At 42.6% G+C, this 24845-nt stretch carries 24 protein-coding genes, 2 tRNA genes, 3 rRNA genes and 1 other RNA gene; 3 read left to right on the top strand and 27 right to left on the bottom strand.

Annotated elements, in window-relative coordinates; all coding sequences use genetic code 11:
• Window positions 1–130: 130 nt before the first annotated feature.
• Entirely contained in the window at window positions 131–898 is a 768-nt protein-coding gene (locus MHI46_RS00265; RefSeq protein ID WP_064498785.1) for a TatD family hydrolase, read from the bottom strand.
• A gap of 81 nt (window positions 899–979) precedes the next feature.
• A complete protein-coding gene (metG, locus tag MHI46_RS00260) occupies window positions 980–2980 on the bottom strand; it encodes a methionine--tRNA ligase (RefSeq protein ID WP_144468215.1) in 2001 nt (666 codons plus the stop codon).
• Window positions 2981–3500: 520 nt separating this feature from the next.
• On the opposite strand from metG, the gene MHI46_RS00255 reads away from it, so the two are divergent.
• On the top strand, window positions 3501–3791 hold the full coding sequence (locus MHI46_RS00255; protein ID WP_087975202.1) for an AbrB/MazE/SpoVT family DNA-binding domain-containing protein: 291 nt from the start codon (window positions 3501–3503) through the stop codon (window positions 3789–3791).
• A 45-nt stretch (window positions 3792–3836) separates the two neighbouring features.
• On the opposite strand, the gene rsmI is transcribed toward MHI46_RS00255, so the two are convergent.
• From rsmI to tadA, 25 genes are all read right to left on the bottom strand, one after another.
• Entirely contained in the window at window positions 3837–4718 is an 882-nt protein-coding gene (rsmI, locus tag MHI46_RS00250; RefSeq protein ID WP_126681985.1) for a 16S rRNA (cytidine(1402)-2'-O)-methyltransferase, read from the bottom strand.
• Window positions 4693–4992 (bottom strand): GIY-YIG nuclease family protein, encoded by a 300-nt coding sequence (locus MHI46_RS00245; RefSeq protein ID WP_039175889.1) that lies wholly within the window; start codon window positions 4990–4992, stop codon window positions 4693–4695. The genes rsmI and MHI46_RS00245 overlap by 26 nt, the downstream gene beginning before the upstream one ends.
• Window positions 4979–5722, bottom strand: a complete 744-nt coding sequence (locus MHI46_RS00240; protein ID WP_126681986.1) for a tRNA1(Val) (adenine(37)-N6)-methyltransferase — start codon at window positions 5720–5722, stop codon at window positions 4979–4981. The genes MHI46_RS00245 and MHI46_RS00240 overlap by 14 nt, the downstream gene beginning before the upstream one ends.
• Window positions 5723–5777: 55 nt before the next feature.
• Window positions 5778–6131 (bottom strand): DNA replication initiation control protein YabA, encoded by a 354-nt coding sequence (gene yabA / locus MHI46_RS00235; RefSeq protein ID WP_039175883.1) that lies wholly within the window; start codon window positions 6129–6131, stop codon window positions 5778–5780.
• Window positions 6132–6145: 14 nt separating this feature from the next.
• On the bottom strand, window positions 6146–6973 hold the full coding sequence (locus MHI46_RS00230; RefSeq protein WP_024425628.1) for a stage 0 sporulation family protein: 828 nt from the start codon (window positions 6971–6973) through the stop codon (window positions 6146–6148).
• A gap of 2 nt (window positions 6974–6975) precedes the next feature.
• Complete coding sequence (gene holB, locus MHI46_RS00225) at window positions 6976–7965, bottom strand: DNA polymerase III subunit delta' (protein WP_024427206.1); 990 nt, start codon at window positions 7963–7965, stop codon at window positions 6976–6978.
• A gap of 11 nt (window positions 7966–7976) precedes the next feature.
• Window positions 7977–8417, bottom strand: a complete 441-nt coding sequence (locus MHI46_RS00220) for a YaaR family protein (RefSeq protein WP_039175878.1) — start codon at window positions 8415–8417, stop codon at window positions 7977–7979.
• Window positions 8418–8429: 12 nt separating this feature from the next.
• Window positions 8430–8759 carry a cyclic-di-AMP receptor gene (locus MHI46_RS00215; protein WP_024425625.1) on the bottom strand — a complete coding sequence of 110 codons (330 nt, stop codon included), beginning with the start codon at window positions 8757–8759 and terminating at the stop codon, window positions 8430–8432.
• A 79-nt stretch (window positions 8760–8838) separates the two neighbouring features.
• Window positions 8839–9477 (bottom strand): dTMP kinase, encoded by a 639-nt coding sequence (gene tmk / locus MHI46_RS00210; protein ID WP_064498585.1) that lies wholly within the window; start codon window positions 9475–9477, stop codon window positions 8839–8841.
• Window positions 9474–10883, bottom strand: coding sequence for an aminotransferase class I/II-fold pyridoxal phosphate-dependent enzyme (locus tag MHI46_RS00205; RefSeq protein ID WP_224931077.1), 1410 nt, complete (start codon window positions 10881–10883; stop codon window positions 9474–9476). The genes tmk and MHI46_RS00205 overlap by 4 nt, the downstream gene beginning before the upstream one ends.
• Window positions 10884–10958: 75 nt before the next feature.
• Window positions 10959–12023, bottom strand: coding sequence for a toxic anion resistance protein (locus MHI46_RS00200; protein WP_260775098.1), 1065 nt, complete (start codon window positions 12021–12023; stop codon window positions 10959–10961).
• Window positions 12024–12041: 18 nt separating this feature from the next.
• A complete protein-coding gene (locus tag MHI46_RS00195; protein WP_247544719.1) occupies window positions 12042–12656 on the bottom strand; it encodes a 5-bromo-4-chloroindolyl phosphate hydrolysis family protein in 615 nt (204 codons plus the stop codon).
• A gap of 128 nt (window positions 12657–12784) precedes the next feature.
• Window positions 12785–12976, bottom strand: a complete 192-nt coding sequence (locus MHI46_RS00190) for a sigma factor G inhibitor Gin (RefSeq protein ID WP_024425620.1) — start codon at window positions 12974–12976, stop codon at window positions 12785–12787.
• Window positions 12977–13147: 171 nt separating this feature from the next.
• Window positions 13148–13263: ribosomal RNA gene (rrf, locus tag MHI46_RS00185) — 5S ribosomal RNA — on the bottom strand.
• A gap of 61 nt (window positions 13264–13324) precedes the next feature.
• Window positions 13325–16255 (bottom strand): 23S ribosomal RNA (locus tag MHI46_RS00180).
• A gap of 98 nt (window positions 16256–16353) precedes the next feature.
• Window positions 16354–16429 (bottom strand) — tRNA-Ala (locus MHI46_RS00175).
• Between the two features lie 14 nt (window positions 16430–16443).
• Window positions 16444–16520: transfer RNA gene (locus MHI46_RS00170), tRNA-Ile, on the bottom strand.
• A gap of 95 nt (window positions 16521–16615) precedes the next feature.
• A 16S ribosomal RNA gene (locus MHI46_RS00165) occupies window positions 16616–18164 on the bottom strand.
• Together the 16S, 23S and 5S rRNA genes with 2 tRNA genes alongside form the textbook arrangement of a ribosomal RNA operon.
• A gap of 276 nt (window positions 18165–18440) precedes the next feature.
• Window positions 18441–18704 (bottom strand): pro-sigmaK processing inhibitor BofA family protein, encoded by a 264-nt coding sequence (locus tag MHI46_RS00160; protein ID WP_034284261.1) that lies wholly within the window; start codon window positions 18702–18704, stop codon window positions 18441–18443.
• Window positions 18705–18770: 66 nt separating this feature from the next.
• Window positions 18771–18995: a YaaL family protein gene (locus tag MHI46_RS00155; protein ID WP_024425764.1), complete on the bottom strand. Its 225-nt coding sequence runs from the start codon at window positions 18993–18995 to the stop codon at window positions 18771–18773.
• 18 nt (window positions 18996–19013) lie between these two features.
• On the bottom strand, window positions 19014–19610 hold the full coding sequence (recR, locus tag MHI46_RS00150; RefSeq protein ID WP_003218094.1) for a recombination protein RecR: 597 nt from the start codon (window positions 19608–19610) through the stop codon (window positions 19014–19016).
• Between the two features lie 15 nt (window positions 19611–19625).
• Window positions 19626–19949 carry a YbaB/EbfC family nucleoid-associated protein gene (locus tag MHI46_RS00145; protein ID WP_008342011.1) on the bottom strand — a complete coding sequence of 108 codons (324 nt, stop codon included), beginning with the start codon at window positions 19947–19949 and terminating at the stop codon, window positions 19626–19628.
• Window positions 19950–19975: 26 nt separating this feature from the next.
• Window positions 19976–21688 (bottom strand): DNA polymerase III subunit gamma/tau, encoded by a 1713-nt coding sequence (gene dnaX, locus MHI46_RS00140; RefSeq protein ID WP_260775097.1) that lies wholly within the window; start codon window positions 21686–21688, stop codon window positions 19976–19978.
• Window positions 21689–22018: 330 nt separating this feature from the next.
• Window positions 22019–22283, bottom strand: an RNA gene (ffs, locus tag MHI46_RS00135) — signal recognition particle sRNA large type.
• Between the two features lie 76 nt (window positions 22284–22359).
• Window positions 22360–22836 (bottom strand): tRNA adenosine(34) deaminase TadA, encoded by a 477-nt coding sequence (tadA, locus tag MHI46_RS00130; protein WP_034284264.1) that lies wholly within the window; start codon window positions 22834–22836, stop codon window positions 22360–22362.
• Between the two features lie 79 nt (window positions 22837–22915).
• On the opposite strand from tadA, the gene MHI46_RS00125 reads away from it, so the two are divergent.
• Together MHI46_RS00125 and MHI46_RS00120 are read left to right on the top strand one after the other, a co-directional pair.
• Window positions 22916–23470 (top strand): isochorismatase family cysteine hydrolase, encoded by a 555-nt coding sequence (locus MHI46_RS00125; RefSeq protein WP_039175857.1) that lies wholly within the window; start codon window positions 22916–22918, stop codon window positions 23468–23470.
• Between the two features lie 45 nt (window positions 23471–23515).
• Window positions 23516–24817, top strand: coding sequence for a glycoside hydrolase family 18 protein (locus MHI46_RS00120; protein WP_342503042.1), 1302 nt, complete (start codon window positions 23516–23518; stop codon window positions 24815–24817).
• The last annotated feature ends 28 nt before the right edge of the window (window positions 24818–24845 follow it).

Below are 24845 nucleotides of genomic sequence, written 5' to 3'. Positions count from 1 at the left end.
GGAGATTTATGGAAAGAAGGGAAGAAAGACTTATCGACAACTTATCCTATGAGGAGGCGCAAACGTGTAGAACTTTTTCGTTATGTTTCACAATTGGACAAGCTTAAACAAGGATTGACATCATATACTGTCAGTTTATACGGAAAACTTTTTTTGCATTTTTTGTTGTCAATTCGGCAAGCTCTTCAAAGCTGATTTCTCTCAGCTCCGCAATCTGTTCTGCGATATATTTGACATAACTTGGCTCGTTACGTTTCCCCCTAAATGGCACTGGCGTTAAGTATGGGCAGTCTGTTTCAATCAAAAGCCGGTCACTTGGTATCTCTTTTACAACTTCTTTTGGCTTCTTGGCATTTTTAAATGTCACGGGTCCACCGAATGAGATGTAAAAATTCATATCCATACACGCTTTTGCAGTTTCTAAGCTGCCCGTAAAGCAGTGCATAATACCTCCAACCTCAGCTGCTCCCTCTTCCTTTAAAATCGTCACGACATCTTCCGTTGCGTCACGGTTATGAATAACGATTGGAAGATTCACTTCCTTCGCAAGAGCAATTTGGCGTCTAAAGACTTCCTTTTGTACATCTTTTGGTGACTTGTCCCAATAGTAATCCAGACCCATTTCTCCAATCGCAACCACTTTTTCGTGTTGAGATAAATCTTTAATCCAAGCCAAATCCTCATCTGTCATATCAATAGCATCGACTGGATGCCAGCCAATAGCTGCATATATGAAATCATACTCTTCAATTAATTCCATCGCTCTCGTAATTGTCGGACGGTCAAACCCCACCACCACGATTTTTTCAACTTTTTCACTTTTCGCTCTTTCGATCACCTGCTCTAAGTCTTCATTGTATTGTTCTGCATTTAAGTGGGCATGTGTATCAAATAACATTGTTGATTGCTCCTTTCGACAATTCTTCTAAAAAACAAAAGGTGTTCGACGAAATGTTACACGTGGAACACCTTTGTTGATTTATAAAATTTTTGTTCCATTTGCTAGAGATTGATCTACTTCAAGAACCTGCAATTTCCCGCCTGTTTCCCCAGTTAAAATCATTCCCTGGGAAATTTCCCCTCTGAGTTTAACTGGTGTAAGATTCGCTACGCAAACGAGCTTTTTCCCTACTAATTCCTCTGGTTGATAGTGCTTGGCAATCCCTGAGACTATTTGTCTTTTTTCAAATCCAAAATCAAGCTGAAGCTTTAAGAGACGATCCGCTTTCTTCACTGGGGCTACTTCCAATACCTGTGCAACTCGAAGATCGACTTTTGAGAAATCATCAAATGCAATTTCTGCTCCCAGCTCAGGTAATTCCGTTTCTTCGATTTCCACTTTCTCTTCTTCTACCTTAGGTGCACTTCCCTGCATTTTTTCTTTAATGTAGGCTACTTCTTCTTCAACCTCTAAACGCGGGAACAAAGGCTCGCCTTTTTGTACCGTCGCATGTTGAATTGCACCAAATGATAGGATACTATCCCAGCTTTTGAGCTTCTCTTCTTCAATTCCAAGCTGGAAGAAGATTTTCTCAGGTGTTTTCGTTAGGAATGGCGTTAAGAGGACTGCTGTGATTCGAAGTGATTCTGCTAAATGATACATAACAGAATGCAATTCTTTTCGTTTTGTTTCATCCTTTGCCAGCACCCATGGAGCTGTTTGATCAATATATTTATTGGTTCTGCTGATTAATGTCCAAACATTTGAAAGAGCCACAGAGAATTCAAGGTTTTCCATCGCCTCTTCATAGGCTTTGACGGTTTGCTCAGCGACTGCTTTCAGCTCTTCATCAAACTCATTAACAGGGCCCTTATAGCTGCTTAAAGTGCCGTCAAAATATTTTTGGACCATCGCAACTGTACGATTAAGCAAGTTACCTAAATCATTGGCAAGGTCATAGTTTACACGTTCCACGAATCCTTCTGGTGTAAACACACCATCCGCACCAAATGGTACTTCGCGAAGCAGATAATAACGGAGGGCATCGAGGCCATAGCGATCAATTAATGTGACCGGATCTACCACATTCCCTTTTGATTTAGACATTTTGCCATCTTTCATGAGCAGCCAGCCGTGTGCGAAAATTTGCTTCGGTAGAGGCAGATCTAATGCCATCAACATAATCGGCCAATAAATCGTATGGAAGCGTACAATTTCTTTTCCTACGAGATGTACGTTGGCAGGCCAATATTTTTTATATTTCTCATCTTGATCTGTTCCATAGCCAATCGCAGTTAAATAGTTGAATAACGCATCAATCCATACATAAATGACGTGTTTTGGATTGTTAGGAACTTTAATTCCCCAATCAAAGGTTGTTCTTGATACGGCTAAATCCTCTAAACCTGGTTTAATGAAGTTATTAATCATTTCATTCTTTCTTGATTCAGGCTGAATAAACGATGGATTCTTTTCGTAATAATCGAGCAAACGATCCGCATACTTACTCATACGGAAGAAATATGATTCCTCTTTAATTAATTCAACAGGGTGTCCGCTGTCAGGACTTTTCCCGCCAATGACTTCCCCTTTCTCATTACGCTCAACATCAACAAGCTGTGTTTCCGTATAGAATGTCTCATCAGGAATACTGTACCAGCCCTCATATTGATCTAAATAAATATCGCCTTGATCAAGAAGTTTTTGGAAGACCTGCTCGATGATTTTCGTATGTCTTTTTTCTGTTGTACGGATGAAGTCATCATTCGAAATGTCGAGTTTCTTCCATAATGATTTAATGTCTTCAACGACTGGATCTAAATACTCGATTGGTGTGATATTTTGTTCTTCAGCTTTTTGCTGAATTTTTTGTCCGTGCTCATCTGTACCCGTTAAATACATCACATCATAGCCTTGAAGACGTTTATAACGAGCCATAGCATCTCCTGCTACTGTCGTATAAGCATGTCCAATATGTAATTTTCCGCTCGGATAGTAAATAGGTGTTGTCAGATAAAACGTTTTTTTCTTTTCTGGCATGTCGGAACCTCCTGCGTGTGTGTAAATGTCAAAAACTCCCGCCCAATGGACGAGAGCGGTTATCATCATTACATGAAAATGTGTCAGATCAATTCATTTAATTTTGCACTTGTGCTTTCTCTATGATACCATCTTAGCCTTTAAGATCAAGCATATATACATAGAACAAGATGAAATGATCGAAAAAGATGAGTTTTTCGAAAAAAACGACAAACCCGTCGACATTTTGTCGAATATTGTCGTATTAAATCTATTTCCAGATTTACAATTGGCTAAATTAGGGCAAAAGTCTTGTTAATCTGAACTCGTCATTTCTTATATTTTCATAGAAAAAGCCTACAAAATCCTTATACATCAGTAGTTTCAAGGTCTTTTGACTTTAAGAGTCATATTTTACAAACAATAGTAAACAAAATGATTGACGATTTATGGAAACCTTGTTATGCTAGGAATGTAAGGAATTTGTCGAATAATGACGAAGATAATATTATTTTAGTAATAAGAACTTTTTGGGAGGAGAATGAAGATGAAATCTACAGGTATTGTACGTAAAGTTGACGAATTAGGACGCGTGGTGATTCCAATCGAACTTCGCCGTACGCTAGGAATTGCTGAAAAAGACGCTTTGGAAATTTATGTTGATGATGAAAAAATTATCCTAAAAAAATATAAACCAAACATGACTTGCCAAGTAACAGGTGAAGTATCAGACGATAACCTTAAACTTGCTAATGGTAAATTAGTTCTTAGCCGTGAAGGTGCAGAGCAAATCATTAACGAAATCCAAAACCAACTTCAATCACAAAAATAAGTTTCATATAAAAAAGGTTCTTGCACCGTTTGCAAGAACCTTTCTTTATTGTTCAATATGATAGGCATCGTATATCGTGCGCTTTGGTACACCACGCTCGACAGCTGTACGTTTAATGGCTTCCTTCGACGTTAATCCTTCTTCTATGTAATGGATCACATGTTCTTTTTCAGATAAGGACGTCCACCATGCTTCTTCATTCATCTCTTCTTCAGCTTGATCATTTCCTTGCACTACAAGACAGAACTCACCCCGAATTTGATTCTCCGCTGCCCATGTCAGCACGGATTCTAAATCCCCACGAATAAACTCTTCGAATTTTTTCGTTAGTTCTCTCGTAATGGCGATGTTCCGATTTCCCCACACTTCCTTCATCAAAGTCAGCGTTTCTTTTAACCGATGAGGTGCTTCATAGAAAATGATCGTTTCTTGGCGTTTCTTCAAGGCTTCAAGCTGCTTTTTCTTTTCTTTTTTTTGACGGTCGAGAAAACCATAAAAGAAAAATGGCTGAGGCGCGATTCCTGATGCAATGAGTGCCGTTAGTGCAGCATTTGCGCCAGGTAACGGAATGACATAGCCTCCGATGCTAGTAAAATCTCGTACCACTTCAGCCCCTGGATCTGAAATCGTCGGTAAACCAGCATCACTCACGAGCGCGATACTTTTCCCTTCTTTTAGCCATTCGATTAACTTGTGGCCGCTGCTGTCTTTGTTATGCTCATGATAACTCGTTAAGGGTGTATCAATTTCGTATACATGACAAAGCTTTTTCGTTTGCCTTGTATCTTCTGCGGCAATATAGTCTACATCTTTTAACGTTTGTATCGCTCGGAACGTCATATCTTCTAGATTTCCAATCGGGGTTGGGACGAGATAAAGAATGCCCATGTCAGATTGACCATCAAAGCTTTTCTGTGTCTTTTTCATGTGCCGCCTCCTTTTCCATTCGCATTTCTTCTATATACATGTCTTTCTTTTTCCGTGTCCACGTTTTGAAACGATATTCTTGCTGCATGGCTTCTCTTTTGGTTGCAAAACATTCATGATAAAAAAGCTCAACCGGCCGTCTCGCTCTTGTATACTTTGCTCCTTTTCCACTATTGTGGGTCATCAATCTTTTTTGTAAATCATTTGTATAACCCGCATACAGGCTGCCATCTGCACATTTTAATACATAGAAGTAATGATTATGCTTCTCCATACAGTATCGTCCTGATTTCATCTGTATACTCCTGGTCTTCTCCATAAACAAAAAGAGGCGGGAGAATTTTCAGATCTGGTTTTCCATCTTTTATGCCCTCTACCAAGATGGTATTGGCTTCTTTCCCTTGTTTGGGATAAACAAATTGAATACGTTTTGGCTCAATTCGGTATTTCTTCATTAATTCCACAATCTCAAGCAGCCGTCCTGGTCGATGAACCATCGCCAGTTTTCCCCCTTGCTTTAGCAGCGTGGAAGAAACACGAATGACATCTTCTAATGTACAATGAATTTCATGCCGGGCAATTGCCAAATATTCATTTTCATTGATTTCATCCTTAGAAGGTGTTTTAAAATATGGCGGGTTACATGTAATCACATCAACTTTATGATTGCCGTAGCGTTCCGGTATATCATTCAAGTCACCATGAATCAATTCGATCTGGTGCGCAAGTTGATTATACTCCACACTTCTTTTGGCCATATCAAACAGCCGTTCTTGAATTTCAACACCCGTAATCGAGGCCTTAGATCGAGTCGAAAGCAGCAATGGCACAATGCCATTTCCGGTACAAAGGTCAATGATTTCCCCTTTTTGGATTGGCACATAAGCAAATTTAGCTAATAACACTGCGTCCAATGAAAAGGCAAACACAGTTTTACTTTGAATAATCTTCATATCTTCGGCGAGCAGGTAATCTAAACGTTCATCTTCTCTTAACGAAACCATGATGTATCCTTTCTTTTCCTGTGAAAAAGGCTTCCGATTCAGCGGAAGCCTTTTCTCATTTTTTATTTAAAAATGACAGACAGAACAAACAGTCTCCCTCTTTACGAATGCTCCCATAATGTACATTACAAATATGGAAGCCCTCCTGATATAATCGGGCCAGGTTATCATGACCTTCTCCTATATCAGAATGACTTGCCTTCTGGGCAGAATCATTCTCTGCCTCAGACGATTTGTCTCGATCGGACTGATCCAGACGTTCACGCAAGTGCTGATTCTCCATCTGCAGCTGATGATTTTCTTCAATCACTTCACCGATATGATTTTTCAAATCACCTAACTGGCGATAAAGAGAACCGATTTGTTCTTCTAAATTAATTACCGTATCAAATAGTTCCTTTTTATCCAAGGTGGCACACCTCGTTACTCAGTTGTTTGTGCAGATACAACGCCTTCTTGTAATAATTCTTCCCATGTATATTCTATCACTTTTTCTTGCCCGGTTAATTCAACTTGCAAAATTCGTTCTAAAATATTGAGCCCTACTACCTTTGCAGAGCCATTAGACGTCTGAATCGTTTCGCCGATATCCGGTAATTGTTCCTTCGCTGTTTCATACTCATCATTCTCATATTTCAAGCAGCACATCAAACGGCCGCATAGTCCTGAAATTTTTGTAGGATTTAACGATAGATTTTGATCCTTTGCCATCTTAATCGACACTGGTTCAAAATCTCCTAAGAATGTCGAACAGCAGAGCATTCGCCCGCAAGGACCAATGCCTCCAAGCATTTTTGCCTCGTCTCTTACACCAATCTGGCGAAGTTCAATTCTCGTTTTGAAGATTGATGCAAGATCCTTCACTAGCTCACGGAAATCAACTCTGCCATCTGCTGTGAAGTAGAAGATGACCTTGTTGCGGTCAAATGTAAACTCAACATCGACCAGTTTCATTTCCAGCCCATGTTCACTTACCTTCTGAAGACATGTATCAAAGGCTGTCATCGCTGCTTCTTTGTTTTCCTCAACGATGAGCCGGTCTCGTTCGTCTGCTACACGAATGACTTTACGCAGAGGGAGAACCACATCGTGTTCATCTACTTTTTTGTTGGCGATGACCACTTGTCCGTACTCAACCCCTCTGACTGTTTCTACAATGACACAACTATCATTTTCTATATGAAATCCATTAGGATCGAAATAATAGATTTTGCCCGCTTTTTTAAAGCGAACACCAATTACGTTGTACAAGCTTATCCCTCCTGCAACATCAACACCAATTGCTCCATCAGCCCTTGGGCATTCACGTTGGATTGAAGTCTCTTTTTCGCTTCTAATACAGCAAGGATCTGGCTGGTCACCATCTGCTGTGTGGAATGCAGCGCATGCTGCTTCATTGTCTGGAATAAGTCTTGATAAATGACTTTATCTTCATTTCCTATTTGAATCGACAATACATCACGATATATAAATAAAAGCATATCCAGACCTGTTTCTTGAAGGTCTTTCTCTTTGAAAAAAGGCATCCATTGATCCTGTATATAAAAAAATGCATGTTCTTTTCGCTGGTGTAAGACTTCATACAATTTTATCACTTTCGCTCTAGACTCTGCAAACTGATCATTTCGACTTAATTCGAGTGCTTCTGCTAAATTATTGGTTAAATTCGACAAAAGCCTTGCGAGATGCTGAGATACGCCTTCTTGTAAAAGCTGCTGCTCCAAGGATTGTGGCTGCAGCGGCTGAAAGCTGAGCATCTGACATCTTGAAATAATCGTATCCAGCATTTTATGCGATTGCTCAGTGATTAAAACCGCCATCGTTTCCCGATTGGGCTCCTCTAGGAACTTCAATAAACTGTTCGCGGCATTGACCGTCATTTTGTCCGCATGAAGAATAATATACATTTTCCGGTGAGATTCTACACCCGCTTTTGTAAATTCCTCCTGCAGTGCCTGCACTTGCGCCTTCTTAATTGATTGGCCATCGGGCTGCACAAGATGTAAATCGGGATGGTTTCCTGATGCAATCCTTTTGCAGTTTTGACAGGATTCACATGGTTTCACTCCTGATTCCAAACAAAAAAAGCTCTTAGCCAACAGCATCGCTGCATCCAGCTTACCGGTTCCTTTTTTCCCTTCAAATAAGTAGGCATGCGCAAGTCGGTCTTTTTCAATACTATTAAAAATCAGCCGCATGACGCGCGGCTGCAAATCATTCATGTCATCCCAGCTAATTGCCATGTTATCACTCTCTATGTGTAAAGGTTAATCAATAAACCTTTTATTTCTCCAATACGTTCAAGCAAATCAATAGATGGTTTCTCTTGGTCCATCATTTCCTCGGTTAATTCAATCAGCTTCTCATCTAAGGCTTTGACTAAAGCAAGTGTACGTGTGTTGCCATAAATGTCAAAGCTCCTTGATGTTTCTATATTTAATCCATTATCGACTGTCTCTTTCACAAAGCGCTTCACCAGTCCTTTAAACCTAGCCAAATCCTTTAGGTTTCGTGACTTCGCTAGCTTTTTACCGAACACTTCGATATCACTGAGCATGACCGTCAGCTGTTCTAAGCGCAGTTTGCCGCTTTGCGTCTCCATCGAAGCTTTAAAGGAAGCAGATGTTTGGTTTCCTTTCAATGCTTGAAGTTCACGCTTTTCTAGACGCAGTCGCATATCTTGATTAATTTTCACAGCAACCCATCCTTAAAATTGATGAAATTGTTCAACTGGCAGAATAAAAACAGTAGCTCCGCCAACTTCAACCTCAACAGGGTATGGTACGTATGAATCTGCATTTCCACCCATTGGGGATACAGGCGCGATCATTTGATCACGTTTACGGCAATTTTCTTTTATAAGCTGTAATGCTTTATCCACTCGGACATCATCACAACCAATAATAAAAGTCGTATTCCCAGACTTTAAAAACCCACCAGTTGAAGCTAATTTTGTCACGCCGAAATGATGTTCAGTCAATATTTTCAACAACTTGCTGCTATCTTGGTCCTGTACAACGGCAACAATTAATTTCATTTGATTGGCCTCCTTTATTTTAGGCACAGATGACATGTCGATGTCTTCCTCTATATTATAACAACGATTGGGAATTAGGTCATATTTGATTTTGCTTTAATGTGTCCTGAATTAATTGGAGGACTTCTTCATAGACAGCCTGCATCGGCTGAGACGCATCCACTACACGGAATCGTTCTGGTGATTGTGCAATAAGCAGTTCATAGCCTTCTCTGACCAGCTGGTGGAAATTCAGCGTCTCCATGTCTAATCTATTCTTTTCTCTTCCCTGGTTGGCATCAATTCGCTTTAGCCCTTCCTCAGGTGTAATAGAAAAATAAATGGTCATTTGCGGCATCGTGCCATTAATAGCAAAATCGTTAATTGATTTTACTGCTTCAATCCCAAGCCCTCTCGCATAGCCTTGATAAGCAAGGGAGCTATCAACAAAACGATCACATAAAACTGTCTGCCCGCGCTTTAATGCCGGTTCTACCTTCTCAGCCAAATGCTGCCTTCTTGCGGCTGCATATAGCAAAGCTTCTGTTTTCGCGTCCATTTTTGTGTTTTTTTCATTTAAAATGACTTCACGAATCTGTTCTGCAATGTCAATGCCGCCAGGCTCACGTGTCGCCATCACTTCATATCCTTGGCGTTCCATTTCTTCATACACTTTTCGAATCACTGTCGTTTTTCCGGCACCCTCTGGCCCTTCAAACGTAATAAACATACCGCTCATAGTGTCTCCTCTTCTATATAAACATATAATTTTCTCTGATGAATCACCTGACTCGCTTGAACATGAACCTGATGTCCAAGCAAACGGCTTAAAGCCGCGATTTGATCGCTTTCAATACATTCTCCCTTAACGATCAAAGGAATACCCGGTGGATAAGGAATAACCGATTCTGCACTAATCCGGCCTGCTGCATGTTCAAATGGGACGGCTTCTATATCCTCTCTATGCTCATTGTTTTCAATAGCCAGTGCCTCTCTTTGGATATGATCTTTTCCTTTGAGAAATGAATTGCTTTGATTAAGGGCCTGCTCTATTCGGTTAAAAGGAATATCCTTCTTCTGTTCTAAACCAAAGACAAGTAAAACCTGATGTTCGTCCGCAAGCTCTGGGTGAACCTCCACTGATTCAAGCACTCGTTTTAGTTCATAACCCGTCAGCCCTTTTGTTGATCGAATCACACATTTTAATGGATCGTTAAAAAGCAATTCAGACTGGACTACTTCAAGCTGAGGTATACGGTTGAACTCATTTTTCAGCTCTGCCAGCCCTTTCATCATTCCATCCAGGATCTCTTTTTTCTTGATCTCCTCGACATAGGCCCTTGCCACATCTAATGAGGCCATAATTGGATAGGATGGAGAACTGCTTTGAAGCATCGTGAGGAATGTTTTCAAACGTTTTGCATCCATTCGTCCCCCCTGAAGATGAAGGTAGGAACCCATCGTCATGGCTGGAAGGGTTTTATGTGCTGATTGTACCACCACGTCAGCTCCATAGGAAAGAGCAGATGGAGGAAAAGCGCCGCCTAATACAAAATGTGCACCATGTGCCTCATCAACCAAAACGATCATGCCTGCTTCGTGGCACATGTGAATCAGTTTTGATAAATCAGCTGCATGACCATAGTAGTTCGGATAAGTCAAAACGATCGCCCGGCAATTAGGATGTTTGGCTATGGCTTTTTTGACTGTTTCATCTGTCACATGTGTTGGAACATGTAGATGTTGATCTATCTCAGCTTCTACCATAATAGGCGTTGCTCCTGCAAGCTCAATCGCATGGTAAACAGACTTATGACAATTTCGCTGGACGAAAATCTCATCTCCCGCACGACAGGCCGCCATCACCATCGCTAAATTTCCGACAGTTGTCCCATTCACAAGGAAAAAGCTTTGATCTGAACCATATAGCTTTGCCAATAAATGTTCAGCCTCTTGAATCACACCAGTTGGATGATGAAGATCATCTAATCCTTCAAGCTCTGTTACATCCAGCTGAAGAATTGAGTCATAATAAGTCCGTGCCTCATCAAAAAAGACATCTCCATTGTGATGTCCTGGAACGTGGAAAGAATAAGGTTTCTTTTCCGCATGTTGTACTAATGCTGTATATAAAGGTGTTTTCAAACAAATCGATCCTTTTCACTTTCGATATCTTAAGTCTATTATAACGTTCATACAAGGGAACCGAAAGATGGATTCTCATTCCTTTATTGGCTGGTGATTTGTCAGCTGCTGTTCTGCCTCATACATGCTGTTTTTCAATTGAGCTCGTTCTTGGCTTCCATGCTCTTTCACCTGTAACGTTTCCTGTAAGGTTTCTGCTAATTGGCGTTGAACCTTTTTCAACGTATCTATAGGTGCAAACGCTGCTTCTTCAAGAAGTTCTCCCTGCTGCTTTGATACCTTTTCGTATGTTTTTTGGATACGATTCTGAAGAGCTGAATTGGCACGCTGCTGAATATGCGTTAACGCAATCGACATTTGGTTGATCCATAGAGGAATGGATGCAGAAACAGTTGATTGAATGTGATTGGCCAATGTATGATTCGTATGCTGGATCATTCGAATTTGGGCATTACATTGCAACGCAATTTGCCGGCTTAACAGCAAATCATATTTCCGTTCCTTCAACCTCTCCATATACTCTTCTGCATTGAATTTCTGACTCATCAATTGCTCCTCTATAGTCCGATTACCAATATGCTGTGTATCTGATATGATCTGCTTTTCTAAAGTTGTCATTTTCGCTTCAACTGCTGCAACCTGCATCGTCATCTCTTGGAAATAAGTTTGATTTTCTTCAAATAAACGCTCTAATAACATATGATCCGAGATTAATCCGCCTTTTGCGTAACGAAGTCTTGCTGATAATCTCTCGATCTGTGATTTTGCATGTTGAAAACGTGATATGATTTCCTGAGTAGAACGCTTCTCCCGCTGAAACAATTTCAAAAAAAAGCCCTGCTTCTTTGGCAGTAAATCCTCAGGTTCTACTATATGCAGCTGGTGCAAAAAGGCCTCAAGCACATCTCCTATTTGATCGATATCTTTTTTCTCAACATATTTCATCATTTGTTGTGATTGTTCCAATAATCGTTCCTGAACACGTGTACCATAGAAAAGAAGCTTTTGCGGATTGTCAGGGATCTGCTCGGCACGCTGTATGGCTTCTTGTTTCTCCTCATCAGATAAGGTATCAAACACCCGAAACTGAAGATCTGTAGTGGAAGCAGTTGATGATCGGATGTGATCTTCTGGTTTCATTGCGTTTGACTCCTTTCATTATTTCTTTATCATTTTATCTGCCACTTCAAGCTCAATATGAAGAGCTTCTATGTCTCTTCCTAATACTTGCTGCAAATCATTCGTCAATTGCTTTTGCAGCTCTGTCAGCGTCACTCGAGTTTGGCTAAGTGTCATTTCCAGCTCATGACTGCGATCAGGCTGATTATACAATAGTGCATATTTTTCAGTTAGTTCAACAACAGAATCCAAGCTTTCGAAATAAAAACGCTGTGCATCATAAAACCGGGTCGGCTCTTTTTTTGTAATCGTATAGATTCGTCGTGCAAGTCTGAGAATTTCATAATTATGTTTGATCGTTTGTACGTTTTTCACAGCAAATAAAGCTTTCTTTAAACGTACAAGCTTTTGTCCTGCTTCTTTTAAATGCTGTTTGATATATACATAATCACTACGAGACAGTCCGTGTTTCTTTAAAAACAACTGGAAAGCAACCCACCTACTCCCAGCAAACATCACGCCCCACCCTATCATCGCATACAGTATCGATAATCCAACATGATGATGGAAAACCCCAATACTGACGGTTAAAATCACAAGCGAAAAAAAAGTAGAGAGGATGGCCCATATAAATGTATAAAAAATTGATTTCATGTTCATCGACTCCTATGAATAATCAGGCTCTCTGTTTATCTTATTATTAATTACGGATGATGTCCAAACTAAGTTCCAAAAAACAGGCCCAATCCTTCATGGCTCATAAAAAAAGACCATCTAATGGTCTATGAATACAAAGGCGGCGTATGAAGATTTTTAAGCTTTCTAACATAATCGGCATAGCTGGGATCCGAGGTCGATGTAGAAATTAACTTTCGCTCACATTCTCGGCACAAAAACTGATGATATAAATAAATTCCCTTTGTTTTTTTCTCTTCACAAATCAAACAAATCGCTTCTCGCTCTTTTTTGCTCATTGTGACACCTCCACTTATAGCTTCAGTATGCCCTAGCGCTTTCAATTGTATACAAAATTAAGAATGTTTTAGATGGTAGTTTAGTATATGTATCCATGTCAGATCGAGTGTTTGTTCCTTTTCTTAAAAAACAAAAAAGACCAGTTCCAAATGGAACTGATCCTGATAGAAGCTTGGCGGCGTCCTACTCTCACAGGGGGAAACCCCCAACTACCATCGGCGCTGAAGAGCTTAACTTCCGTGTTCGGTATGGGAACGGGTGTGACCTCTTCGCTATCGCCACCAAACCTGATGGAGAGAATGTTCTCTCAAAACTAGATAACAATGTTCATGCTTCACAATAGAATATAGGTTAAGTCCTCGATCTATTAGTATCTGTCAGCTCCACGTGTCACCACGCTTCCACCTCAGACCTATCAACCTGATCATCTTTCAGGGATCTTACTTCCTTGCGGAATGGGAAATCTCATCTTGAGGGGGGCTTCATGCTTAGATGCTTTCAGCACTTATCCCGTCCGCACATAGCTACCCAGCGATGCCCTTGGCAGAACAACTGGTACACCAGCGGTGCGTCCATCCCGGTCCTCTCGTACTAAGGACAGCTCCTCTCAAATTTCCTGCGCCCGCGACGGATAGGGACCGAACTGTCTCACGACGTTCTGAACCCAGCTCGCGTACCGCTTTAATGGGCGAACAGCCCAACCCTTGGGACCGACTACAGCCCCAGGATGCGATGAGCCGACATCGAGGTGCCAAACCTCCCCGTCGATGTGGACTCTTGGGGGAGATAAGCCTGTTATCCCCGGGGTAGCTTTTATCCGTTGAGCGATGGCCCTTCCATGCGGAACCACCGGATCACTAAGCCCGACTTTCGTCCCTGCTCGACTTGTAGGTCTCGCAGTCAAGCTCCCTTGTGCCTTTACACTCTGCGAATGATTTCCAACCATTCTGAGGGAACCTTTGGGCGCCTCCGTTACATTTTAGGAGGCGACCGCCCCAGTCAAACTGCCCACCTGACACTGTCTCCCTGCCCGATAAGGGCAGCGGGTTAGAAGGTCAATACAGCCAGGGTAGTATCCCACCGATGCCTCCACCGAAGCTAGCGCTCCGGTTTCCAAGGCTCCTACCTATCCTGTACAAGCTGTACCAACATTCAATATCAGGCTGCAGTAAAGCTCCACGGGGTCTTTCCGTCCTGTCGCGGGTAACCTGCATCTTCACAGGTACTATAATTTCACCGAGTCTCTCGTTGAGACAGTGCCCAGATCGTTGCGCCTTTCGTGCGGGTCGGAACTTACCCGACAAGGAATTTCGCTACCTTAGGACCGTTATAGTTACGGCCGCCGTTTACTGGGGCTTCAATTCGCACCTTCGCTTACGCTAAGCGCTCCTCTTAACCTTCCAGCACCGGGCAGGCGTCAGCCCCTATACTTCGCCTTACGGCTTCGCAGAGACCTGTGTTTTTGCTAAACAGTCGCCTGGGCCTATTCACTGCGGCTTCTCGGGGCTTTAACACCCTAAGAAGCACCCCTTCTCCCGAAGTTACGGGGTCATTTTGCCGAGTTCCTTAACGAGAGTTCTCTCGATCACCTTAGGATTCTCTCCTCGCCTACCTGTGTCGGTTTGCGGTACGGGCACCTCTCACCTCGCTAGAGGCTTTTCTTGGCAGTGTGGAATCAGGAACTTCGCTACTAAATTTCGCTCGCCATCACAGCTCAGCCTTTATGGGAAACGGATTTGCCTATTTCCCAGCCTAACTGCTTGGACGCGGATATCCAATACCGCGCTTACCCTATCCTCCTGCGTCCCCCCATTGCTCAAATGGTGAGGAGGTGGTACAGGAATATCAACCTGTTGTCCATCGCCTACGCCTTTCGGCCTCGGCTTAGGTCCCGACTAACCCTGAGCGGACGAGCCTTCCTCAGGAAACCTTAGGCATTCGGTGGACGGGATTCTCACCCGTCTTTCGCTACTCATACCGGCATTCTCACTTCTAAGCGCTCCACCAGTCCTTCCGGTCTGGCTTCACAGCCCTTAGAACGCTCTCCTACCACTGTTCGTAAGAACAGTCCGCAGCTTCGGTGATACGTTTAGCCCCGGTACATTTTCGGCGCAGAGTCACTCGACCAGTGAGCTATTACGCACTCTTTAAATGGTGGCTGCTTCTAAGCCAACATCCTGGTTGTCTAAGCAACTCCACATCCTTTTCCACTTAACGTATACTTTGGGACCTTAGCTGGCGGTCTGGGCTGTTTCCCTTTCGACTACGGATCTTATCACTCGCAGTCTGACTCCCAAGGATAAGTCATCGGCATTCGGAGTTTGACTGAATTCGGTAACCCGGTAGGGGCCCCTAGTCCAATCAGTGCTCTACCTCCGAGACTCTTACCTTGAGGCTAGCCCTAAAGCTATTTCGGAGAGAACCAGCTATCTCCAGGTTCGATTGGCATTTCACCCCTACCCACACCTCATCCCCGCACTTTTCAACGTGCGTGGGTTCGGGCCTCCATTCAGTGTTACCTGAACTTCACCCTGGACATGGGTAGATCACCTGGTTTCGGGTCTACGACCACGTACTCATGCGCCCTATTCAGACTCGCTTTCGCTGCGGCTCCGCATCTTCTGCTTAACCTTGCACGGGATCGTAACTCGCCGGTTCATTCTACAAAAGGCACGCCATCACCCGTTAACGGGCTCTGACTACTTGTAGGCACACGGTTTCAGGATCTATTTCACTCCCCTTCCGGGGTGCTTTTCACCTTTCCCTCACGGTACTGGTTCACTATCGGTCACTAGGGAGTATTTAGCCTTGGGAGATGGTCCTCCCGGATTCCGACGGAATTTCACGTGTTCCGCCGTACTCAGGATCCACTCTGGAGAGAACAACATTTCAGTTACAGGGCTGTTACCTTCTTTGGCGGGCCTTTCCAGACCTCTTCGCTTATATCGTTCCTTTGTAACTCCGTATAGAGTGTCCTACAACCCCAAGAGGCAAGCCTCTTGGTTTGGGCTGTTCCCGTTTCGCTCGCCGCTACTCAGGGAATCGCATTTGCTTTCTCTTCCTCCGGGTACTTAGATGTTTCAGTTCCCCGGGTATGCCTTCTCATACTCTATGTATTCAAGTATGGATACTACTCCATTACGAGCAGTGGGTTTCCCCATTCGGAAATCTCCGGATCAAAGCTTGCTTACAGCTCCCCGAAGCATATCGGTGTTCGTCCCGTCCTTCATCGGCTCCTAGTGCCAAGGCATCCACCGTGCGCCCTTTCTAACTTAACCATTTCTTACTTTAGAAAGAATCACTATGTGTGATGAACTTTGCATTGCATTCAATGTGAATGTATTACTTATTGTTATCTAGTTTTCAAAGAACACGTTGGTGGAGCCTAGCGGGATCGAACCGCTGACCTCCTGCGTGCAAGGCAGGCGCTCTCCCAGCTGAGCTAAGGCCCCGATTTAATAGAAGATGGTGGGCCTGAGTGGACTCGAACCACCGACCTCACGCTTATCAGGCGTGCGCTCTAACCAGCTGAGCTACAGGCCCATCTTTCATATCGAAGATATGATGTTGTAGGATCTTTTGCAAGTTCCTTCAAAACTAAACAAGACGAAAACGCACGCTGCTCCATATATCCTTAGAAAGGAGGTGATCCAGCCGCACCTTCCGATACGGCTACCTTGTTACGACTTCACCCCAATCATCTGCCCCACCTTCGGCGGCTGGCTCCATAAAGGTTACCTCACCGACTTCGGGTGTTGCAAACTCTCGTGGTGTGACGGGCGGTGTGTACAAGGCCCGGGAACGTATTCACCGCGGCATGCTGATCCGCGATTACTAGCGATTCCAGCTTCACGCAGTCGAGTTGCAGACTGCGATCCGAACTGAGAACAGATTTATGGGATTGGCTAAACCTTGCGGTCTTGCAGCCCTTTGTTCTGTCCATTGTAGCACGTGTGTAGCCCAGGTCATAAGGGGCATGATGATTTGACGTCATCCCCACCTTCCTCCGGTTTGTCACCGGCAGTCACCTTAGAGTGCCCAACTAAATGCTGGCAACTAAGATCAAGGGTTGCGCTCGTTGCGGGACTTAACCCAACATCTCACGACACGAGCTGACGACAACCATGCACCACCTGTCACTCTGTCCCCGAAGGGAAAGCCCTATCTCTAGGGTTGTCAGAGGATGTCAAGACCTGGTAAGGTTCTTCGCGTTGCTTCGAATTAAACCACATGCTCCACCGCTTGTGCGGGCCCCCGTCAATTCCTTTGAGTTTCAGTCTTGCGACCGTACTCCCCAGGCGGAGTGCTTAATGCGTTAGCTGCAGCACTAAGGGGCGGAAACCCCCTAACACTTAGCACTCATCGTTTACGGCGTGGACTACCAGGGTATCTAATCCTGTTCGCTCCCCACGCTTTCGCTCCTCAGCGTCAGTTACAGACCAGAGAGTCGCCTTCGCCACTGGTGTTCCTCCACATCTCTACGCATTTCACCGCTACACGTGGAATTCCACTCTCCTCTTCTGCACTCAAGTTTCCCAGTTTCCAATGACCCTCCCCGGTTGAGCCGGGGGCTTTCACATCAGACTTAAGAAACCGCCTGCGAGCCCTTTACGCCCAATAATTCCGGACAACGCTTGCCACCTACGTATTACCGCGGCTGCTGGCACGTAGTTAGCCGTGGCTTTCTGGTTAGGTACCGTCAAGGTGCGAGCAGTTACTCTCGCACTTGTTCTTCCCTAACAACAGAGCTTTACGATCCGAAAACCTTCATCACTCACGCGGCGTTGCTCCGTCAGACTTTCGTCCATTGCGGAAGATTCCCTACTGCTGCCTCCCGTAGGAGTCTGGGCCGTGTCTCAGTCCCAGTGTGGCCGATCACCCTCTCAGGTCGGCTACGCATCGTCGCCTTGGTGAGCCATTACCCCACCAACTAGCTAATGCGCCGCGGGTCCATCTGTAAGTGACAGCCGAAACCGTCTTTCATCCTTGAACCATGCGGTTCAAGGAACTATCCGGTATTAGCTCCGGTTTCCCGGAGTTATCCCAGTCTTACAGGCAGGTTACCCACGTGTTACTCACCCGTCCGCCGCTAACATCCGGGAGCAAGCTCCCTTCTGTCCGCTCGACTTGCATGTATTAGGCACGCCGCCAGCGTTCGTCCTGAGCCAGGATCAAACTCTCCGAAAAAGTACAAAACCGAAGTTTTGTTTTTCGTCAGCGTTTGACTGACTACCTATGAAGTATCATAGGATTTTTTTATAAAAACTCGAATTAACAGGTACGTTTTGTCTTGTTTAGTTTTCAAAGAACTTGTTTACCGCTTCAGAAGCGACTAGAACATCTTATCACATCAAAGTTGTTAGTGTCAACAACTTTTTCGTTATTATGTTTTTTCGTTTCTTCGTCATCAGCGACGTATACTAATTTACCATCCTGCCGAATCAAAGTCAACAATATTTTTCATTAAATAATAAACTTTTCAATTACAATTAAAGCTGCTACGCCTGGAATACCCAATAAACCACTAATTCCACTCGTTACAGGATTAATAGAGACATGTAATCCTAGACTCTCGCCAAATAGGTTGAGGCAAAATAAAAAAAGAGCGCCTGCCACAAATTTCACTCCGATAAGCCCTAACCATTTGAATGGATTCGCCTGCACACCTGACATAAACAACAATAGCACAGCCAGCAAAATTGACCCAATCACAATAACAGGTTCCATAATCCTCTCATCCCCTTTTCATATGAATAGTACAAGCATATGAGAAGATTATGTACAATAGACCTGCTATTTCCAGTTGTTTAGACGTAAATTCCTCTTTTTCGCTTCTCTCAGATAGAAAAAGTACTTCGCTTGAGCAAGCTTTAATTCGAATAGAATGTCCGGTGAAGGCTCAACGCTATTTGCGACAAGCTTTTTTTGTCTGTTCCATTCTTCTTTTTGCTTAAAAAGCTGTTGAATTAATTTCTCATCGAATTCTTTTCGAATTGATTTTCTGCGAAGAAAACCCATGTACCGTACTTCTCCTTCCTACATCTCACGTCTGCCTTCTAGAGCCTTAGACAGTGTGACTTCATCCGCATACTCTAAATCTCCGCCTACTGGAAGTCCGTGAGCAATGCGAGAGAGTTTAATTCCTGATGGTTTTAACAATCTGGAGATATACATGGCTGTTGCTTCTCCTTCTATGTTTGGATTGGTTGCAAGAATCACCTCTGTCACTTGATCGTCTTGCAGTCTTTTTAATAGGTCAGGAATTTTAATATCCTCTGGACCAATTCCGTCCATTGGCGAAATGGCACCATGAAGCACATGATATAAGCCGTTGTATTCTTTCATTTTTTCCATTGCGATTACATCTTTTGGATCCTGCACTACACAGATAACAGATTGATCTCTTCTTGTATCTTCACAAATATAGCAAGGATCTTGGTCTGTAATATGACCGCATACCGAACAATAAGTTAAATTACGCTTTGCATTTACAAGCGCCTTCGCAAAATCTAGTACGACATCTTCCTGCATACTAAGAACAAAAAAAGCCAGACGGACCGCAGTTTTCGGTCCGATTCCTGGCAATTTCATAAAGCTGTCAATCAGCTTTGATATTGGTTCAGGATATTGCATCTTCAGTTATTCCTCCTAGAATAAACCTGGCATGTTCATTCCTTTTGTGAATTGACCCATCGTTTCATTCGTTAGCTCATCGACTTTTTTCAATGCATCGTTTGTCGCAGCAAGAACAAGGTCTTGAAGCATATCGATATCTTCTGGATCAACAACTTCTTCATTAATTGCTACATCAACGACTTCTTTTTGTCCATTTACTTTTACAGTGACCATACCGCCACCAGCTGTACCTTCAAGAACTTTTTCTGCAAGCTCTTCTTGAGCCTTTGCCATATCCTTTTGCATTTTTTGCATTTGTTTCATCATTTTTTGCATATTTCCCATTCCACCGCGCATATGAACACCACTCTCTTTCATTTTTATTAATCTTTAATTTCAATTAAATCGGTTCCTACTAATTTCTTTGCTTCCGCAATCAATGGATCCTCTTCAGTAGAAGTTCCCTGACCATCTGCTTGTTCATCTGGCTGATGATCTCTTAAAAATTCTTCTCTTATTTTACCCCATTGAGCGTCAGGAACGCCAACTAATTCCACTCTTTTTCCTAACATAGACTCTAGCAGTTGTTCAAGATTGGTTCGAACACCGCTTTTATCTTCAGCAACCATTTTACAATGTATTTCAAACTTGAATTTTAAAACAAAGGCATGCGAAGCAGCCGCAACTGGCTCACTGTCCGTTAATAACGCAGCGTGAGACACTTTATTCTGCTGTTTCAACTGGGCAAGGAGCTCTCCCCATTTGCCTTTAATTTTTTCTAACTCAGGCCGTTTCGCTTCTTTTAGAATCTCATGAATTCGGCCGACAGGAGTACGATAGCCATTTTTGTTACTCGTTTGTGGTCGAGGTGCTTCCTTTTTTTCTTGAGGGCTATGAGATGGAGACATTGGTACCCCTTCGGCTCTTAGCCTTGAGAGTTCCTGTTCCAGCCTGTTTATTTTATCTGTTAGTGCCGTTAAATCAGCGTCAGCATGACCTTGTGTCAATCCTGCTGTTGACTGACACAGCTTTACAACCGCTACCTCAAAGAAAATCCTAGGATGATTTGTCCATTTCATTTCTTGGTGGCTTTTATTCAGGACTTCAATTGTTTCATACAGAAACTGAGGTGTCACACGATCTGACAGTGCCACGAAACTTTCGTCGACCTTTACCTTTTCAAGGACACCCTCGAGATCTGGTGCCGTTTTATAAAGCAGCATATCTCTAAAGTAAAAAATCATATCCTCTATTAATTTAGCAGCATCTTTCCCCTGCTGAAGCAATTCATTTAATGTATCTAACGCTGTGGCAATATTTTGATCAAAAATTGCTTCAGCAAGCTGACTAATGAAATGCTGAGATACAGCACCTGTAATGAGCAGCGCATCATCAATTGTCAATTGTTCACCACTAAATGAGATCGCTTGATCTAAGAGACTTAGTGCATCACGCATACCGCCATCAGCTGCACTAGCAATAATCTCGAGCGAGCCCTCCTGTACGTTTAGGCCTTCTGCATCTACAATTTTCTCCATTCTTCCAACAATATCTTTGGTCGTGATTCGTTTAAAATCAAATCGCTGACAACGAGATATGATGGTAAGAGGAATCTTATGAGGCTCTGTGGTAGCCAAAATAAAGATACAATGAGCAGGCGGTTCTTCCAGCGTTTTAAGGAGGGCATTAAATGCACCGATAGAGAGCATATGTACTTCGTCTATAATATAAACCTTATATGTAACCGCCGAAGGAGCAAATTTCACTTTATCACGTATATCTCGGATTTCATCTACCCCGTTATTCGAGGCAGCATCTATTTCAATCACGTCTGAAATTGAACCATTTGTAATTCCTTTACAGGCATCACATTCATTACACGGCTCACTAACAGGTGACTTTTCACAGTTCACTGCCTTTGCAAAGATTTTGGCAGCACTTGTTTTACCTGTTCCTCTAGGACCTGAAAATAAGTAAGCATGAGAAAACTTTTTCTGCAAAAGGGCATTTTGCAACGTTTTTGTGATGTGTTCTTGTCCAACAACATCCTCAAAAACTTGAGGTCTGAACACTCGATATAAAGCTTGATAACTCACAAATACGCCCTCCTCCATTTATCATCCTTTTCATTATACATGATGCACCGATCAATTCAAAAGCACACCTTTATTTTCTAATATGCCAAAAAGATGATTTCAATTATAGAGTTTCTACTTTTCATGCATTAAAAACGTATTTTCTAGCTTTGTGAAAAGACCTGAAACCCCAAAAAGAACACCAGTTCCTGTTACAATTAGTGAAAAAAACAAATGGCGCCAAAAAGACTTTTTATCTATTTGTATAACTAAAGCAGTTGAGCTATCCTTTGAACAGCAACAAAAAACTCACCTAGATAAACTAGATGAGTTACATTTAATATTGATTTACCGTGCACCTTCTGTCGATTCGCTACCCCAAGCGTTACTTAAACAGTTAGCTCGGCCCAGGCAACCCTGCGGCACATGAGAGGTTTCACTTAATGCTGCTTCCTTCCGGACCTGACATGGTTCATGAATTCCCATTGCGCAGGACCCAGACGTCAACACCACTTATTTAAGGCAGACCTTGAAGTAAACGAACCTCGAGAAGGGATTCGGCCTCGCTAGAGCGGATTGCGAGTACAGGGCACCGCTACCTCCCCGCTTAGCACGGCAAAATGAATATTAAATTGTTAGTGACGCAGACATAAGTATACCTTCTTATAGCTCAAATTGCAAACGACATCCATTCATTTACTTTTGGCTTGTTTCTTTCGCTGACGGAGGTTTCGGAAGAACTGACTTAACAGCTCACCACACTCATTTTCAAGTACACCACCGATGACCTCAGACTGATGATTAAACCGTTCATCATCCAATAAATTCATTAAAGTACCTGCACATCCACCTTTTGGATCGTATGCACCAAAAACAACCTTTTTCACTCTAGAAAGAACAATAGCACCTGCACACATTGGGCATGGTTCAAGCGTAACGTAAAGAACAGCATCTTCTAAACGCCAGCTCCCTGTCGCTTTACATGCTTCATCAATAGCAAGTAATTCTGCATGTGCAATTGAACGCTGCTCACTTTCCCTTAAATTATGAGCCCGGCTCACGATTTGGTCATCAACAACTATGATGGCACCAATCGGCACTTCTCCTATTTGTTCTGCTTTTAAGGCTTCGGAAATGGCTTCTTGCATAAACTGTTCATCTTTCGTCATGGCACGGCTCTCTTTTCATGTTTTTTAAAAGGAAATTGAGGTTAACATATTATCACAATCTTTTAAAGGGGGTCTTAATTTGTCAAAGCACCAAAAGGCGCTGCTTATTATCGATATGATTAATAATTTTGATTTTGAAATGGGACATGTGCTTGCAGAAAAAACAGAGCAAATGACCAATAAAATTTTAGCTCTTAAAGAACATGCTTTCAAGGAAAATTGGCCAATCATTTATATCAACGATCACTACGGACTTTGGAAGGCTGATATCCAAGCTGTTCTGGAAACATGCAAAAACGAAAGAAGCGCTCCTATTTTAGAGAAAATGACACCATCTAAAGATAATTACTTCTTAATTAAACCTAAGCATTCTGCCTTCTACGGTACTGCACTAGAGACACTCTTAAATGAATTAGGTGTTGAGGACATTATTCTAACTGGAATTGCCGGGAACATATGCGTTTTGTTCACTGCAAATGACGCGTACATGCGAGAATACAATCTAATTGTACCTAAAGATTGTATCGCTTCAAACGACGACAGGGATAACGACTACGCTTTAACGATGATGGAGAACGTCCTTCTAGCAAAAATCACCACCGCTAAGGAAATCACGAATGAAAATCAAACATGATTTAGCCATAACCCTCATAAATTGTTAGCAATAACAAAGGGGGCGTTGACTATTCAAATTTATGTTGTCAAAAGAGGAGATACTTTAAACGATATTGCCATGCGTTTTAAAACGACAGTCAATGAAATCATCCGTACTAACGAAATCGAAACACCAAATCAACTCGTCATTGGACAAACAATTGTCATTCCAATTAGAGGTCAATTTTATGAGGTCAAACAAAATGACACACTATATCAAATTGGTAGACGGTTTCAAATCTCAGTGGAAGAGTTGGCACGTGTGAACAGAATTCGACCTGAAGCGATACTACCTATTCGCTTCTTGCTCTATATTCCACAAAGACCGAAAAGGAACATTAATTCCAATGCTTATATTGAACCACGTGGAAATCAAGTCAGTGAAAACTTAAAGCAGGCAGCCAGAGAGGCCTCCCCATACTTAACCCATTTAGACGTCTTTAGTTTTCAAGCACAAAGAGATGGGACGCTACGAGAATCACCTTTAGACCAACTACCCCAGATTGCCGCTCAGAACAGAACTGTATTAACCATGGTGGTGACGAATCTAGAGAATGAAAAATTCAGTGATGAACTTGGCCGTATTCTTTTAACTAATCAATCTGTCAAAACGGCATTTTTAAATGAAATTGTTCGTGTTGCCAAGAAGTATCAATTCAAGGAAATCCATTTTGATTTTGAATATTTACGCCCTGTTGATAAAGATGCTTATATTCAATTTTTAAGAGAGGCAACAGCTCGTTTCCATCAAGAAGGATGGACAATATCTGTTGCACTTGCACCAAAAACAAGTAGTCAGCAAAAGGGCAAATGGTATGAAGCCCATGACTATGAAGCGATCGGTAAGATCGTCGATCATGTTGTGTTGATGACCTATGAATGGGGATACAGCGGCGGCCCTGCACAAGCTGTCTCTCCAATTGGACCTGTCCGCCAAGTCATTGAATATGCACTAACTGTCATACCAGCCAATAAAATTGTAATGGGACAGAATTTATATGGCTATGATTGGACACTTCCTTTCGTCCAGGGCGGCCCGATCGCCAAAGCCGTCAGTCCTCAACAAGCAATTGCACTTGCTAGACAGCACAATGTCTCTATCCTATACGACGAAACAGCACAAGCACCTCATTTTCGTTATACAGATGCCAATAACAAAGAGCATGAAGTCTGGTTCGAAGACGCTAGGTCGATTCAAGCAAAATTCAACCTCATCAAAGAGCTAAAATTAAACGGAATTGCTTATTGGAAATTAGGTCTATCTTTCCCACAAAATTGGCTCTTATTATCAGATCAATTTAATATTGAAAAAAGAACGACATCGTAATTCATTCGCTCTATCTATTAGAAGGGGT

The sequence above is a fragment of the Bacillus sp. FSL K6-1000 genome (genome assembly GCF_038630785.1).
Lineage (GTDB): Bacteria > Bacillota > Bacilli > Bacillales > Bacillaceae > Bacillus > Bacillus safensis.
This window is presented reverse-complemented; position numbering and strand designations above follow the sequence as displayed.